Source organism: Erythrobacter aureus (assembly GCF_003355455.1).
In the GTDB taxonomy this organism is placed as follows: domain Bacteria; phylum Pseudomonadota; class Alphaproteobacteria; order Sphingomonadales; family Sphingomonadaceae; genus Qipengyuania; species Qipengyuania aurea.
The window spans coordinates 1,753,477-1,767,727 of sequence record NZ_CP031357.1; the positions used below are offsets into that span (position 1 = coordinate 1,753,477).

Here is a 14,251-nt window from a genome sequence, read left to right on the forward strand (position 1 = left end):
GCCACTTACCCCAATGCCACCTCCACCCCCCGCCGCACCTCGTCGATAGCCCCGACCCGCGCGCCGTTGCGTAGGCCAAGCGCTTCGGTGAGCCTGGCACGGCTATCGGTGTAGAGCGCGACCGCATCCTTCGCGCGGGATATCGCGACGTAGACCGCCGGAGCATCGACGGTATTGGCGCGGAAGCTCTCCAGGTGAGCCATGCCCTGTCGGCGGTCGCGCCCTGGGCGGAGTGGATGGTGCGGACCCAACCGGGCCGAATATGCCGATCGGCGAGCCGTGAGAGGTCGAGTGTGTCCTGCTTGCCGTCCTCGCGCTCAATCTGCACGGCTCCACGCGCGATGTCAGTTGGAGCTACACGCGCAATCCGGCCTCGCAGATCATCAGCGAGACGCAGTCGAACGATGCCTATAGCTGGGATGGCCATGTCGATACGACCCGCGCCTACACCACCAACGGTCTCAACCAATACACGGGCGCGGGCAGCGCGGCCTTTTGCTACGATGCCAATGGCAATCTGACTGCCGACGGATCAAGCGTCTACAAATACGATGTCGAGAACCGCTTGATATCCAAAAGAGCGCAGACCAACACCAATTGCTCAGCGCTCTCTTATAGTGGCACGCTACAGGCTGCGTTGCGGTACGATCCTACAGGCCGAGTCTATCAGGTTTCTGGCGGAAGCCTGGGCACGCAAAGGTTCCTTTACGATGGCAATGCGCTGATCGGTGAATACAACAGCGCCGGCACCTTGCGGCGGCGCTATGTCCATGGCCCGAGCATGGACGCCGACGATCCGCTGATCGTCTACGAGGGCGCGGGGTGAGCGCTGCCTCGCGGCGCTATCTCCACGCCGATCCGCGCGGCTCGATCGTCATGGTGACGAACTACCAGGGCACCCCGCTCCATACCAACAGCTATGACGAATACGGCATCCCGACACCGCCTCGGGCGACGACATCGCCACCAAGGGCCGGTTCCGCTACACCGGCCAGGTGTGGATCCCCGAGCTGGGCATGTATTACTATAAAGCCCGCATCTACTCGCCGACGCTGGGGCGGTTCCTGCAGACCGATCCCATCGGATACGAGGACCAGTTCAACCTCTACGCCTATGTCGGGAATGATCCGATTAATGGCACTGACCCGACCGGGATGTGCAAGGCGGATTGGCAGTGCGATGGCGAATGGAGTTCCGAAACGCAGACATCCTCCCCATCTGATCTTGGTTCCTACAATGACCATTTTCGGAACGGCAATGGTTCTGACTACGCCGTTGATCCATCGGAGTCGGGCGGTCTGGAGCAAGCCATCGATATCGGCAGCCAAATTCAGCAAAGCATTAATGACGGGGGCGTGATGTCGGGGATTGCCGATCAAGCATACTCTAACATGGCTGATGGCCCTCAAAGCTTCGCGCTACCAGACAAGGCCTGGAGCTTTACCCCCACCATAGAATCGGAAGCTGGCCTCACAGTGGGGCGTTTCACAGGGACGATTACGGAAGGCGCAATGCAAGTCTCAACGGACGGATCATATGTTGTTCGGGGAGAAATGACATTGAGTTTGGGTGAGTATAACTTCAACCTAGACGGGCGAAATGCAGCCCATAACGCTGCCATCTGGATTGGGGGCAAAGTCGCAGGTGATGGCAAGACCTTTGTTCCAGTTCCGACCAGAACCTATACTTTTACAGCCACAGGGCGGTATCGCCGATGACAACTTCCCGATCACGCATTACTGTGTTTTCGCTTCTAATTTTGGGAGCGTGTTCACGCCCTTGGCCGACTGGTGGTGAGGAGCAGGTTCAGGAGCTACTAGCCCGAGGCCCCCAAGATCTTCAGTGCTGGGACTCAGCGTGGATGAAGGCAAACAAGGAACGAAATTATCCGTATTTTAGCGACTCTGATGAATGTAAAAAGAACCTGTCTATAATAGAAATTTCCTCTGATGAGGAGCGTGCTACAGGCGTTGCTAGGTGTAGAATTGGGTCGGTTGACGCAGAATATAAACTCTCCGTTTTTAGATCATCTGAGCGGAATGATTATTATGGCGGCTACTTCTGCACCAAGGCTCAGGGAGAGAATCTTGGCAGCCTACCTGTTGGGTCGGTGACGGACGCAGAGGGCGCAATGTAGTTCTGCTACCCCATTGCCACCCCCACCTCCTGCCGCACCTCATCGATGGCCCCAATCTGCACGCCGTCGCGTAGACCGAGGGCTTCGGTGAGCCTGGCGCGGCTGTCGGTGTAGAGCGCGACCGCATCCTTGGCGCGGCTGTAGGCGACGTAGACGGCGGGCGCATCAACGGTGTTGGCGCGGAAGCTCTCCAGATGGGCCATCACGCGATCGGCGGTAGCGCCCTGGGCGGAGTGGATGGTGCGCACCCATCCGGGCCGGATATGCCGATCGGCGAGCCGGGTGAGGTCAAGCGCCTCCTGCTTGCCGTCCTCACGCTCGATCTGCACGGCTCCACGCGCGATGTCAGTTGGAGCTACACGCGCAATCCGGCGGGTCAGATCGCGTCCGAGACGCAGTCGAACGATGCCTATAGCTGGGACGGCCATGTCGATGCGGTCCGCGCCTACACCACCAACGGGCTCAACCAGTATACTGGCGCCGGGAGCGCGAGCTTCTGCTACGATGCCAATGGCAATCTCACCGCCGACGGGGCCAGCGTCTATCTCTACGATGTCGAGAACCGCCTGGTCGAGCGGCGCGTGCAGGGCAGCGCCAACAGCAACTGCGCCGCGCTATCCTATACCGGCGCGCTCGAGGTTCGGCTGCATTACGATCCGCTCGGGCGGCTCCATCAGGTCAGCGGGGCAGCCTGGGCACGCAGCGCTTCGTCTATGACGGCAATGCGCTGATCGGCGAATATAATGCTGCCGGCGCTTTGCTGCGGCGATACGTCCATGGCTCGAATGCGGAGGCCGACGATCCGCTGATCGTCTATGAGGGCGCGGGGGTGAGCGATGCCTCGCGGCGCTATCTCCACGCCGATCCGCGCGGCTCGATCGTGATGGTGACGAACTATCAGGGCGCCCCGCTTCATACCAACAGCTATGATGAATACGGCATCCCCGACACCGCCTCGGGCGACGACATCGCCACCAAGGGTCGGTTCCGCTACACCGGCCAAGTGTGGATCCCCGAGCTGGGCATGTATTACTACAAAGCCCGCATCTACTCCCCACGCTGGGGCGGTTCCTGCAGACCGATCCCATCGGATACGAGGACCAGTTCAACCTCTACGCCTATGTCGGGAATGATCCGGTGAACCGAACTGATCCTACTGGTCTCTATGAATGCGATGGGACCAAGGGACAATGTGCAACTGTTGAAAAGTGGCGAGGCGAAATATCCAAGATCAAGGTTACAGAGACAGGCTCGCGCATTGCTCGGAATGTTGGTCAAAGAGTAGCTAATGCACTTGGCGATCCTGGAGAAAAGAATGGAGTGAAGATTAATTTCAACGATGAGCAAGACAATACAGGTGTTACAAGCGGCGGAAATATAACACTTAACATGAGCATGATCCAAGACAAAGCGAAGCAAGAGCGTGTCTCTACTCAGACCTATGGAATGACTGTTTTAGGCCATGAGGCTATTCACGCCACGCAAAGGAATTTTAACAATTCACAGTATCAGAAGGAAATTACTGCATACGCCCATGATTACTGGATAGGTAGGTCGCAGGGTTGGGATCAGAGCGTTGGTTTTGGGAATCGATCCCACGGGCAATATCTGAAATTTCGGGCATTCGAGTCATGTCGCCAGAGCATTGGCAGCGACGCTTGCTGGAGACAGGAAGGCGCTTGGGTTAGCCAACAAATAAAGGGGGGACGGTGAAGTGACCGTTAGAGCGATCCTTACCGCACTCACTATCAGCGTTATTGTGTCATCCTGCTCGTCGATGCCGGACAGTTGTCGAAGCCTTGAACTCGATGCCGGTTATCATACTGTTCCTCTCCATATGTCCTGGAGTGGTGTGGGAGCGGATAGTCCTAATTTTACTAAAACGGGCTGTGATTTACCGCTTCAAGGCGTCATCATATCATATGACACAAGAAAAAACATCGAAGCATTGAAGGCATCTGGCGGACTTGCAGAGGGTAAATCGTCGTTCGAAGCTAACGTCAATGCTTTCTTATATCAGGCCAGAAGCGGGTCCGAAAATAGGGTTTTTATTGTTCGATTAGAGTTTAAATAGAGGGGCGCTAAAATCGATTGCATAGTAATCCTATAGCTCCACCCCTACCTCCCGCCTCATCCCATCAATCGCCCCGACCTGTGCGCCGTCGCGTAGGCCGAGCGCTTCGGTGAGCCTAGAGCGGCTATCGGTATAGAGCGCGACCGTATCCCTGGCTCTGCTGATGGCGACATAGACCGCCGGGGCATCGACGGTATTGGTGCGGAAGCTCTCTAGATGGGCCATCACGCGGTCGGCGGTCGCGCCTTGAGCGGAGTGGATGGTGCGGGCGCAACCGGGCCGGATATGGCGGCCGGCTTGCCGTCCTCGCGCTCGATCTGCACGGCTCCACGCGCGATGTCAGCTGCAGTTACACGCGCAATCCGGCGAGCCAGATCGCGTCCGAGACGCAGTCGAACGATGCCTATAGCTGGGATGGCCATGTCGATGCGGTCCGCGCCTACACCACCAACGGGCTCAACCAGTATAGCGCGGCGGGATCGGCCCGGTTCTGCTACGATGCCAATGGCAATCTCACCGCCGACGGGACGAGCGTCTATCTCTACGATGTCGAGAACCGCCTGGTCGAGCGGCGCGTGCGGGGCAGCGCCAACACCAATTGCGCCGCGCTATCCTATACCGGCGCGCTCAAGGCCGAGTTGCGCTACGATCCGACCGGTCGGCTCTATCAGGTCAGCGGGGGCAGCCTGGGCACGCAGCGCTTCGCCTATGACGGCAATGCGCTGATCGGCGAATATAATGCTGCCGGCGCTTTGCTGCGGCGATACGTCCATGGCTCGAATGCGGAGGCCGACGATCCGCTGATCGTCTACGAGGGCGCGGGGGTGAGCGCTGCCTCGCGGCGCTATCTCCACGCCGATCCGCGCGGCTCGATCGTGATGGTGACGAACTACCAGGGCGCCCCGCTTCATACCAACAGCTATGACGAATACGACATCCCCGACACCGCCTCGGGCGACGACATCGCCACCAAGGGCCGGTTCCGCTATACCGGCCAGGCCTGGATCCCCGAGCTGGGCATGTATTACTACAAAGCCCGCATCTACTCCCCCACGCTGGGACGGTTCCTGCAGACCGATCCCATCGGATACGAGGACCAGTTCAACCTCTACGCCTATGTCGCAAATGATCCGATTAATGGGGTCGATCCGACGGGGATGTGCGAGACGCAGACGGGCAGTAGGATTTGTCAGAGGCTGGACGGCAGTCGAACTAGCGAATCCTACGGGACCGACAAAGGTACGCAGCTATTGCAATCAGAAAGAATTGCTACGACCGATAGCGATGGAAATTCGAATTCGCAGGCGCTCAACGAACGGACTTCTGTATACGCGCAAGCGGCCATTAACTTGACCGAAGCGTCCGATTTTTCGAGAGAGCATGCGGTGACGGTTTCACTCGATGCCGAAGCTGGCGAATATGTATTGCAACTATTCGAAGGACCCGAAGGTGGCTTCTTCAGTCCTGCGTCCGTAGACCCTGGGCTTGCTTCTGGGCAACAGCTTTTACTCGCAGCTCATACCCATACCGGAATCGGTGTGCCTGCGGGGCAAGGTAGTCCCTTCAATGATATTGCCGGGGCAGTCCAAGATCGGAAAATTGTGCAGTCAGGAGCGAGCCCAGGCGATAAAAGCTTTGCACCGCGGATACGGAGTGTGCATCCGAACGCGCGGTTGATGGTCCTGTATCAAGACTTCAATGGTTGGAAATCGGGAGGTTTTTGATGACGGCGAGTACCTTTCTCCCAAGAGCATTTCAAGTTTGCTTCATTACAGGATTGGGGGTCGCCGTTCTGCATTTAGGCTTCGTCTTACTCTCATTCTATCAGGGTGAAGGAGCTCTTTATGCGGGACTCTGGCCAATTATACTTTCCGCGAGTTCCATCTTGTTGATAGCGTCGGTACTGTTGCAGAGGAACCAAAAGGCATTGATAGCAATTGCCTTTTTTGTTTCTTTGTTTGCGGTTGCTCTCGGTGACGTATCCATTGCCAAAGCACTTAATTCGTTGATGAGCGGCTCGGCATCTTTGCTGGACGTGCTTCTCATCGGACTGGGGTTCGGCGTACCGATTATCGGAGCCGGAAGTGCTATATTGCTTCTAATGAACCGTCCTAACGGCTCTCGCGAAGCTTAGATTATTCGTCACTCATCGACGTTGAGAACGATTCCGCATCATCACCGCATCGACCTTCGCAATGGGGAAGCCTTAGGGCGCACACCCTACGCAGCGGCGGTAAATCGCAACTCATTAAATCAACGCCATCAAAATTTCCCAATAATTTGAGTGCCCATTAGAGCGTTTTTCGATCATTCCGGGTCATACCCGCACGAACTGAAGTAGTTGGCACATTCTTCGGGTTTGAAGATGTCGACGAGCTTGCCGATGAGGCTCCACAGGCCGCTGACGGTTCGTTCACCTGCCTTGCGGAGCATGGCCTTGAGGCGCGCGAACGCTTTCTCGATCGGATTGAAGTCGGGACTGTAGGGTGGGAGGAAGCGCAAGGTTGCGCCTGCTGCCTCGATCCTTCTCGCGCACTGCTGCACGCTTGTGGCTCGACAGGTTGTCCATGACGACGATGTCGCCAGGGCGCAGTTCGGGAACGAGCACTTGTGTGACATAGGCTTCGAACCAGTCGCCGTTGATCGGACCATCGAGCACCATCGGCGCGATCATGCCCGTCGAGCGCAGGCCTGCCACCAGCGTGGTGGTCTTGCGGTGACCATGCGGGAAGCCCATCCGCAGCCGCTCGCCCTTCGGACAGCGGCCATGGCTGCGGGTCATGTTGGTGGCGGTCCACGTCTCGTCGATGAAGACGAGGCGCTCCGGTTCCAGGTCGATCTGGCCCTCGAACCATTCCCGGCGCCGCTTCAGGACGTCGGGACGGTCTTGCTCGATTGCATGGCCAGTCTTTTTTTGCGCGTCATGCCCCGGCGCAAGAAGAAGCGATGCAAGGAGGCCACGGAGACAGTCAGGCCCATTTCGGCCAGAGCCAGACGCAGTTCCTCAAGCGTAATGTCCTTGCGCGCCTCCCAGGTGGCCAGGATGTCATCGGCCCTTTCCTCGATCCGGTGGGATCGCATGTCGCCACCCCGAGGCTTGGGGGCAACGCTGCCTGTCGCCAACCGCTGCGCTCGCCAGCGGATCGCCGTTGATGGTGCAACACCAAACCGCGCCGCAGCGGCCCGGCAACTGCTTCCATCGTCAATCGCCGCCAGAACGCGGACACGCAAATCCTTCGAAAGTGCCATCCATGCCGACCTCCTTCGCCAGCACGGATTCTGAATCACAAATCACGCCAGACGTGAATCCCCTTTCGATTCATATCGATCGAATACCGCTCTAATGTCATCTCGGGCGCGCCATAAAAGGCCATCCTTCTTCCGGGAGGGTGGCCTTTTATGGTTTCAGGGTAGGGCTGCCGTCCGCGGCGGCACGTCTTTTCGGGCAAGGAAGAGGGCTTCCAGATTCCCGAGCGATGAAAGCATTCGCGAGCGAGTAGGGGTGTCCGGTCAGTCGGCCTTGTCTTCCAGCCAGTGCATGTCCTCGTCGCTGAAGCCGAAATGGTGGCCGGCTTCGTGCACGACCACGTGGCGGACGAGATCGTCCATGCGCACGCCCGTCTCACGCCATTCGGCAATTAGGGGCTGGCGAAACAACCAGATGCGCGGCGGCAGGCGCCCGCTTTCCCATATCGATCGGTCGGGCAGCGGCTCGCCCTCATACAGGCCGGACAGATGCCAGCGATTGTCGATATCGACCGAGGCAAGTTGCTCCTGCGTGGCGAAATCCTCGACCCGCAGAACGACATCGCCCATCTGCTCGCGGAATTTCGCGGGCAGAGCCGCAAACGCGGCTTCCGCCATCATCTGCATTTGCAATCTGGTGGGGGCTTGTCGGTCGTGCATCTCCTGGCCGACATGGGATCGGCGGGCCAGAGACACAAGATTGGAACCGCACCGCCGGTATCCTGTTCATGTCTCGAAGGAGAAAAAGTTGCATGACCGATGCCACCGAAATTTTCGCGCGCCTGAAGAAGGATCACGACAAGCATCGTGAATTGCTCGACAAGTTACTCGAGACATCGGGCGACAGCGAGCAGCGTAAGGCTCTGTTCGAAGAACTTACCAAGGAATTGAAGTCGCACGCCGCTGCCGAAGAACAGGCGCTTTATTCCACCATGCTGAGGAAACCGCCGACGACGGGTGAAACGCGCCATTCGGTTGCGGAACATCACGAAATCGAGGAGGCGCTGAACGATCTCGCCGCGACGGACATGTCGGAAGGCGGCTGGCTTACCAAGTTCAAGAGCTTCGATCATCGCTATCGCCATCATATCGACGAGGAAGAGGACGACCATTTCCCCGACTTCGAGAGGCATCTCGACGAGGAAGACATGCAGCATATGAAATCGGTGTTCGATCGTCGCAAGCAGGAAGAGAAAGCCGATGCCGAGGTGACGCCTGAAAAGAAGGAAGATGCCAAGGAATGATCCCGGCATGGGGAGGGCCGTGACAAAGGCTGAGGCCCCCGATGCCAGCCGGGTCTCCCGTCTGGCGCCGTCGGTTGAGCCGGGGGTGTGGCGTTACGCCTCGGCGTCGCGGGCCAGCGTCATCGTGGACGCGGCGGATTACTTCGCCTTCATGCAGGAGGCGATGCTCAACTCGCGGCGACGCATCCTGCTGATCGGGTGGGATTTCGATACCCGCATCCATCTCCAAAGAGGGCGCCGATGGTGGCAGCGGCCATGGAAGCGGGGATTCCCATCGCGGCTGGGCAGCTTCTTCGCCTGGCTCGCCCGCCACCGTGAACACCTCGATATCCGCATTCTCAAATGGAGCGTAGGGGCGCTTTCGACCATCGGACGTGCCTCGATGTGGTGGGATCTGGCCCGATGGGTGCGGCACCGGCGGATCACCTTCAAATTCGACACGGCTCATCCGGTGGGGTGCACTCACCACCAGAAAATCGCGGTGCTCGACAATCAGGTCGCCGTATGCGGCGGTATCGATATCACCGACAAGCGCTGGGATACGCGCGAACATAAGGAAGACGATCCACGACGTAAGACGCCTTGGGGGAGGCCTTACGCGCCGTGGCACGATGCTGCCATGATGATGGAGGGCGACGTCGCCCATGCGCTGGCGGAACTCGGCGAAGACCGTTGGACCTGCGCGGGCGGCGGTTCGCTTCCCGACATCGAAGAAAGGCCGGGAACGCCTTGGCCCGATGCGCTCGCGGTCCAGTTCGAGAATGTCGAAATCGGCATCGCCCGAACCCGGGCGGCCTATCGCGACTGGGACCAGGTCGACGAAATCCAGCAACTCTATCTCGATCAAATCGCGGGTGCGAAGCGCTTCATTTACGCGGAGAGCCAGTACTTCGCGTCACGCGCCGTTGCCGAGGCGATGATCGAACGGCTGCGCGAACCCGATCCGCCCGAGATCGTGATCGTGCATCCGTGCAATGCCGATGGCTGGCTGGAACAACAGGCGATGGACCATGCCCGCGCCGAACTGGTGCGGGCCATCGAAAAAGCGGATGAGAAACGGCGGTTTTCCATCTGGTCGCCCTTCACCGGGGAAACGCCGATCTACGTTCACGCCAAGATCATGATCGTCGACGACGAGATATTGCGCATCGGTTCGGCCAATCTGAACAATCGCTCGATGGGGCTGGACAGCGAATGCGATGTTTTCATCGATTCGACCCGGGACGGTAACGCGCACGCGCGCGACGCCATTGCCGCGCTCCGGCGCTCGCTATTGGGCGAGCATTGCGATCTGGAGGAGAAGGAGGTTGGCCGGCTTCTGGCGCGCCACGGTTCGATGGCGGGGCTGATCGATCATGCGCAAGGGGACCGAAAGCGACTTTTGCGGCGCTACCATCCTCCCGAACTCAATGGTGTGAAGCAAACCCTGGCACAAAGCGCCATACTGGACCCGGAAGGGCCGGAAGACATGTTCGAGCCGTTTGCAAAGGGCGGTCTTTTCCGCAAGGGGAGCAGGCTCGCACGCTTTCGCGACAGGTTCAGGAGGATTGAAGAATCGTGAGCAGCCTAGTTGGACCCGACGAGGATGACCCCCGAGGCAAGCCTCCGGTGCCCGAAAATGTTCAGGACGCCATTCGGACACTCATCGAATGGGCGGGCGACGATCCATCGCGCGAGGGTTTGCTCGACACGCCGGCTCGCGTCGCCCGTGCATGGAAGGAATACTGCCTCGGCTATGACGAGGACCCCGCTTATCATCTCAGCCGCGTCTTCGAAGAAGTCGGCGGGTATAACGAGATCGTTCTGCTCAAAGACATTCCGTTTCAATCGCATTGCGAACATCACATGGCGCCGATCATCGGCAAGGCCGCAATCGCCTATCTGCCCAATGACCGCGTGGTGGGGATTTCGAAACTGGCCCGTGTTCTGCATGGGTATGCACGCCGTCTGCAGGTCCAGGAACGCCTGACCGCCGAAGTCGCCGATTGTATCTGGGACAACCTCCAGCCGCAGGGCGTGGCGGTGGTGATCGAAGCGGCCCATAGCTGCATGACCGCGCGCGGAGTGCGGACCCCGGGAGTCAGCATGGTAACCAGCCGGATGATGGGCACGTTTCTCGAAGACCAGCGCAGCCGCGAGGAAGTTATGGGCCTGATGGGTTACGGCTGAGGCATTCGCGCAGTCCCGCCTCCCTGTAGAGCAGGGGCACCGCGATACCCGTTGCCCATGGCTTTCACGCCCGACTAACTTGGTGGATATGAGCGGGTAAAGGCGAAGGTGGATTCACTCTCGTCCAGTTTCTGATTGATGAGGACGCGGTAGACGTCCACCGTGCGTACGCTGATATTCAGCCTGGAAGCGATCTCGCGTCCGGTGAAGCCTCCGATAAGAAGTTGAAGAACCTGATTTTCCCGCTCCGACAAGCGTTCTTTCAGGCGCTGCGCGTGTAGATCGGCGGTGGTCCGTTCATACTGGGGCCGGGCCTTTTTCAGACCATCTGCAAAGAATTCGCCATTCATGCGCAGGTCCTTTCAGCTTTCAGGCGCGCGATGCCCTCCTCGCCCGACCAGGGCAGACGGGCGCCATCCTGCCATGGTACATCGTCGCGGCCCGCCAAACGGATCGGGTTCGATCGGAACGGATGGTTTTCGCAACAGCGGCATCCGCACGCGAAAGACCGCTTCGGCATCGCTTTCCTAGGCAGCAGCTTGCGTCGCGGCCGCCCAAGGTCGTTTCGCGCCCTCTCGATGGCCCTGCCGCTTGGCCCCATGGGCCTATGAAGCGTTGTCGTGCGCCCCATCGCGCGAGACAAATCGCGCTGGTTTTGCGTTTCCCCGCTTGCCTCCAAGGCGTCGGTAATAGGGATATGTGGCGAGCGATATGGCCTGGCATAGAAATCGGGTCGTTCGTGGGCGATGGGCCAGGACGAGTACAGCGTTTCGGCGTGGTGCCGCGTCTGTTTCAGGATCGGCATTGGTACATTCATGACCAGCCTTTTCGACGTCGTGTGCTCAAGCGGAAGTCGAGATCGTCACTCGACCGCCATGGCCCACCCGTCATGGTGAATGCTTTCAGGAGAATATGATTCGGTATTGTAAATTCTCGCCGAATTTCAATACTTTCAATTGTTACTACACTCTATGTCGGAGGAGGGAGGCTTGCCTGCCCCGAAGGGCGACGGGACCGCATGTGCCCGCCTGCAGCCACCTTGAAAACGGTGCCGGGGACCGCTGATCTGTTGTTAGGTGCCCGGCCATCCGGTCGGAGCCATTCAATCCCTTCGGCCCCGCATGACAATTGCCCCGCCAGGCAGGAGCCGGGCGGGGCAATACGATACACAGGTTCGACCTGCCCGGGCGTTATAGCTGGCCCAGCATGTGTTCTGCCGACGAGACCGAGAAATCGCCCGGGGCCTCGACATTGAGCTGCGTCACCACGCCATCTTCGACCACCATCGAATAACGTTGCCCACGCTTGCCCATGCCGAATCCCGAACCATCCATCGTCAGGCCCACGGCTTCGGCGAACTCGCCATTGCCGTCTGCCAGCATGGTGATGTCGTCGCTACCGGCCGCGCTATTCCACGCGCCCATGACGAATGCGTCATTGACCGCGGTGGCGACGATTTCGTCCACACCCTTTGCCTTCAGGTCTCCGGCCTTTTCGACATATCCAGGCAAATGGCGCGCCGAACATGTCGGCGTAAAGGCCCCGGGCACCGAAAAAAGTGCAACGGTCTTGCCCTTGAAATAATCGCTCGAACTCACCTGTTCCGGTCCGGCATCGGTTGCCTTGACCAGCGTTACGTCGGGCAGTCTTTCGCCTACCGAAATCGTCATGTTGGAAACTCCGTCTATCCCGTCCGCCGAGTGAGGTAGGATGACAAGCCATGCTAGGCAAGCTCTGCATCGTGGCAGGGATCGTTTGGCCAAGTGGCGCGGTGGGCACGCCCCCTGAGGCGTGCGATAGCGGCTGTTGCCCTCCGTTCACTGAAAGCCTAGGGGCGGCGTCAATAGGGCGGCTGCCCTGTCTTTAGTGCAGCCACGATTCCGAAAGCCGAGGACTACTTCGTGACCGAATTTACCGATTACGTGATCAAGGACATCGCGCTCGCCGAATATGGCCGCGCCGAAATCGCCATTGCAGAAACCGAAATGCCGGGGCTGATGGCGCTGCGTGAGGAATATGCGGAGAAGCCGCTGAAGGGTGCGCGGATCACCGGGTCGCTCCACATGACCATCCAGACCGCCGTGCTGATCGAAACGCTGGTCGCGCTCGGAGCCGATGTACGATGGGCTACCTGTAATATTTTCTCGACGCAGGATCATGCTGCTGCCGCCATTGCCGCGCAGGATATTCCGGTGTTCGCGATCAAGGGCGAGAGCCTTGCCGATTACTGGGATTATGTCGGCAGGATCTTCGACTGGTCGACCGAAGACGATGCCGACCGTACGGCCAATATCATTCTCGACGATGGCGGCGATGCGACCATGTTCGCCCTGTGGGGCGCGCGCCTAGAGGCGGGCGAGGGACTGCCCGAACCGCAGAATGCCGAAGAAATCGAATTCCAGCGCGCGCTCAGGGCCTTCATCAAGGCCAAGCCGGGCTATCTGACCAAATCGGTCAAGAACATCGTCGGTGTGTCGGAGGAAACCACGACCGGCGTTCATCGCCTTTATCATCTCGCCAGGCAGGGCAAGCTGCCGTTCCCGGCGATCAATGTGAACGACAGCGTGACCAAGTCGAAGTTCGACAATCTCTATGGCTGCCGCGAATCGCTGGTCGATGCGATCCGCCGCGCGACCGACGTCATGCTTTCGGGCAAGGTCGCCTGTGTCGCCGGCTTCGGCGATGTCGGGAAGGGCAGCGCCCAGTCGCTCCGCAATGGCGGCGCGCGCGTGCTTGTGACCGAAATCGATCCGATCTGCGCATTGCAAGCGGCGATGGACGGTTTCGAAGTGGTGACCATGGAAGAAGCGGTGAAGGTCGCCGACATCTTCTGCACCGCCACGGGTAACGAACACGTCATCACCGCCGAGCACATGAAGGCGATGAAGGACAAGGCGATTGTCTGCAATATCGGCCATTTCGACAGCGAGATCCAGATCTCGGCGCTCGACAATTACGAGTGGAACGAATTGAAGCCGGGCACCGACCTGGTCAAGTTCCCCGACGGGAAGGAAATCATCGTCCTCGGCAAGGGGCGACTGGTGAACCTCTCCTGCGCGACGGGCCATCCCAGCTTCGTGATGAGCTTCAGCTTCACCAACCAGACGTTGGCGCAGATCGAACTGTGGACCAAGGGCGACGAATATCAGAACGACGTGTATGTTCTGCCCAAGCACCTCGACGAAAAGGTCGCTGCGCTGCATCTCGACAAGCTTGGCGTTAAGCTGACTCAGCTCAGCCAGAAGCAGGCCGACTACATCGGCGTGCCGGTAGAGGGGCCGTTCAAGCCCGAACATTACCGCTACTGATCGTCGCAAGCGACGGAAATTGCATCGCATGAACTCGCGCGGGGGCATTGCACTCCCGCGCGGGTCGGCATAG

The 14,251-nt window shown here is 59.0% G+C and carries 18 protein-coding genes and 1 pseudogene; 11 read left to right on the forward strand and 8 right to left on the reverse strand.

What is annotated here, in order from left to right:
- Positions 1-5 precede the first annotated feature (5 nt).
- Positions 6-203 (reverse strand): hypothetical protein, encoded by a 198-nt coding sequence (locus DVR09_RS08595; protein ID WP_115416567.1) that lies wholly within the window; start codon positions 201-203, stop codon positions 6-8.
- Positions 204-565: 362 nt separating this feature from the next.
- Here DVR09_RS08595 and DVR09_RS17595 point away from each other — a divergent pair, with 362 nt between their 5' ends.
- Together DVR09_RS17595 and DVR09_RS08605 are read left to right on the forward strand one after the other, a co-directional pair.
- Positions 566-826: a hypothetical protein gene (locus tag DVR09_RS17595; protein ID WP_234041377.1), complete on the forward strand. Its 261-nt coding sequence runs from the start codon at positions 566-568 to the stop codon at positions 824-826.
- 190 nt (positions 827-1,016) lie between these two features.
- Positions 1,017-1,718 carry an RHS repeat-associated core domain-containing protein gene (locus DVR09_RS08605; RefSeq protein ID WP_234041378.1) on the forward strand — a complete coding sequence of 234 codons (702 nt, stop codon included), beginning with the start codon at positions 1,017-1,019 and terminating at the stop codon, positions 1,716-1,718.
- A 424-nt stretch (positions 1,719-2,142) separates the two neighbouring features.
- Here DVR09_RS08605 and DVR09_RS08610 read toward each other — a convergent pair whose 3' ends face one another.
- Positions 2,143-2,385, reverse strand: coding sequence for a hypothetical protein (locus DVR09_RS08610; RefSeq protein ID WP_369692516.1), 243 nt, complete (start codon positions 2,383-2,385; stop codon positions 2,143-2,145).
- Between DVR09_RS08610 and DVR09_RS08615 the strand changes: the two genes are divergently transcribed.
- The 3 genes from DVR09_RS08615 to DVR09_RS08620 are packed head-to-tail and all read left to right on the forward strand — an operon-like array spanning position 2,332 to position 3,850.
- Complete coding sequence (locus tag DVR09_RS08615; RefSeq protein WP_177822620.1) at positions 2,332-2,868, forward strand: hypothetical protein; 537 nt, start codon at positions 2,332-2,334, stop codon at positions 2,866-2,868. The genes DVR09_RS08610 and DVR09_RS08615 overlap by 54 nt on opposite strands.
- Before the next feature lie 26 nt (positions 2,869-2,894).
- A complete protein-coding gene (locus tag DVR09_RS17600) occupies positions 2,895-3,278 on the forward strand; it encodes a hypothetical protein (RefSeq protein WP_234041374.1) in 384 nt (127 codons plus the stop codon).
- Positions 3,224-3,850 carry an RHS repeat-associated core domain-containing protein gene (locus DVR09_RS08620; RefSeq protein ID WP_234041610.1) on the forward strand — a complete coding sequence of 209 codons (627 nt, stop codon included), beginning with the start codon at positions 3,224-3,226 and terminating at the stop codon, positions 3,848-3,850. Before DVR09_RS17600 ends, DVR09_RS08620 begins: the two co-directional genes overlap by 55 nt.
- A gap of 391 nt (positions 3,851-4,241) precedes the next feature.
- Here DVR09_RS08620 and DVR09_RS08625 read toward each other — a convergent pair whose 3' ends face one another.
- A complete protein-coding gene (locus tag DVR09_RS08625; protein ID WP_369692517.1) occupies positions 4,242-4,439 on the reverse strand; it encodes a hypothetical protein in 198 nt (65 codons plus the stop codon).
- Positions 4,436-4,633 (reverse strand): hypothetical protein, encoded by a 198-nt coding sequence (locus DVR09_RS08630; protein WP_115416571.1) that lies wholly within the window; start codon positions 4,631-4,633, stop codon positions 4,436-4,438. Before DVR09_RS08630 ends, DVR09_RS08625 begins: the two co-directional genes overlap by 4 nt.
- Before the next feature lie 216 nt (positions 4,634-4,849).
- On the opposite strand from DVR09_RS08630, the gene DVR09_RS08635 reads away from it, so the two are divergent.
- A complete protein-coding gene (locus DVR09_RS08635; RefSeq protein WP_199798570.1) occupies positions 4,850-5,935 on the forward strand; it encodes an RHS repeat-associated core domain-containing protein in 1,086 nt (361 codons plus the stop codon).
- A complete protein-coding gene (locus DVR09_RS08640) occupies positions 5,935-6,345 on the forward strand; it encodes a hypothetical protein (protein ID WP_115416572.1) in 411 nt (136 codons plus the stop codon). The genes DVR09_RS08635 and DVR09_RS08640 overlap by 1 nt, the downstream gene beginning before the upstream one ends.
- 173 nt (positions 6,346-6,518) lie before the next feature.
- Here the strand turns inward: DVR09_RS08640 and DVR09_RS08645 are convergent.
- Together DVR09_RS08645 and DVR09_RS08650 are read right to left on the reverse strand one after the other, a co-directional pair.
- Positions 6,519-7,460, reverse strand: a pseudogene (locus DVR09_RS08645) (IS630 family transposase).
- A 261-nt stretch (positions 7,461-7,721) separates the two neighbouring features.
- Positions 7,722-8,078: a metallopeptidase family protein gene (locus DVR09_RS08650; protein ID WP_234041380.1), complete on the reverse strand. Its 357-nt coding sequence runs from the start codon at positions 8,076-8,078 to the stop codon at positions 7,722-7,724.
- Positions 8,079-8,209: 131 nt separating this feature from the next.
- Between DVR09_RS08650 and DVR09_RS08655 the strand changes: the two genes are divergently transcribed.
- Genes DVR09_RS08655 through folE form a run of 3 tightly spaced genes read left to right on the forward strand, consistent with a single transcriptional unit; the run spans position 8,210 to position 10,870 of the window.
- Positions 8,210-8,701 (forward strand): hemerythrin domain-containing protein, encoded by a 492-nt coding sequence (locus DVR09_RS08655; protein WP_115416574.1) that lies wholly within the window; start codon positions 8,210-8,212, stop codon positions 8,699-8,701.
- Between the two features lie 19 nt (positions 8,702-8,720).
- On the forward strand, positions 8,721-10,262 hold the full coding sequence (locus DVR09_RS08660) for a phospholipase D-like domain-containing protein (protein ID WP_234041381.1): 1,542 nt from the start codon (positions 8,721-8,723) through the stop codon (positions 10,260-10,262).
- Positions 10,259-10,870, forward strand: a complete 612-nt coding sequence (gene folE / locus DVR09_RS08665) for a GTP cyclohydrolase I FolE (protein WP_115416576.1) — start codon at positions 10,259-10,261, stop codon at positions 10,868-10,870. The genes DVR09_RS08660 and folE overlap by 4 nt, the downstream gene beginning before the upstream one ends.
- A gap of 74 nt (positions 10,871-10,944) precedes the next feature.
- Here folE and DVR09_RS08670 read toward each other — a convergent pair whose 3' ends face one another.
- Both DVR09_RS08670 and DVR09_RS08680 read right to left on the reverse strand, forming a co-directional pair.
- Entirely contained in the window at positions 10,945-11,220 is a 276-nt protein-coding gene (locus tag DVR09_RS08670; protein ID WP_115416577.1) for a LuxR C-terminal-related transcriptional regulator, read from the reverse strand.
- A gap of 840 nt (positions 11,221-12,060) precedes the next feature.
- A complete protein-coding gene (locus DVR09_RS08680) occupies positions 12,061-12,540 on the reverse strand; it encodes a peroxiredoxin (RefSeq protein ID WP_115416579.1) in 480 nt (159 codons plus the stop codon).
- 231 nt (positions 12,541-12,771) lie between these two features.
- Here DVR09_RS08680 and ahcY point away from each other — a divergent pair, with 231 nt between their 5' ends.
- Entirely contained in the window at positions 12,772-14,178 is a 1,407-nt protein-coding gene (ahcY, locus tag DVR09_RS08685) for an adenosylhomocysteinase (protein ID WP_115416580.1), read from the forward strand.
- The last annotated feature ends 73 nt before the right edge of the window (positions 14,179-14,251 follow it).

Bases quoted from the DNA above. Each gene is read 5' to 3' on its own strand.
- DVR09_RS08595 (WP_115416567.1), bottom strand. From the start codon at position 203: ATGGCTCACCTGGAGAGCTTCCGCGCCAATACCGTCGATGCTCCGGCG.
- DVR09_RS08605 (WP_234041378.1), top strand. From the start codon at position 1,017: ATGTATTACTATAAAGCCCGCATCTACTCGCCGACGCTGGGGCGGTTC.
- DVR09_RS08615 (WP_177822620.1), top strand. From the start codon at position 2,332: ATGGGCCATCACGCGATCGGCGGTAGCGCCCTGGGCGGAGTGGATGGT.
- DVR09_RS08630 (WP_115416571.1), bottom strand. From the start codon at position 4,633: ATGGCCATCCCAGCTATAGGCATCGTTCGACTGCGTCTCGGACGCGAT.
- DVR09_RS08640 (WP_115416572.1), top strand. From the start codon at position 5,935: ATGACGGCGAGTACCTTTCTCCCAAGAGCATTTCAAGTTTGCTTCATT.
- DVR09_RS08650 (WP_234041380.1), bottom strand. From the start codon at position 8,078: ATGATGGCGGAAGCCGCGTTTGCGGCTCTGCCCGCGAAATTCCGCGAG.
- DVR09_RS08655 (WP_115416574.1), top strand. From the start codon at position 8,210: ATGACCGATGCCACCGAAATTTTCGCGCGCCTGAAGAAGGATCACGAC.
- DVR09_RS08670 (WP_115416577.1), bottom strand. From the start codon at position 11,220: ATGAATGGCGAATTCTTTGCAGATGGTCTGAAAAAGGCCCGGCCCCAG.
- DVR09_RS08680 (WP_115416579.1), bottom strand. From the start codon at position 12,540: ATGACGATTTCGGTAGGCGAAAGACTGCCCGACGTAACGCTGGTCAAG.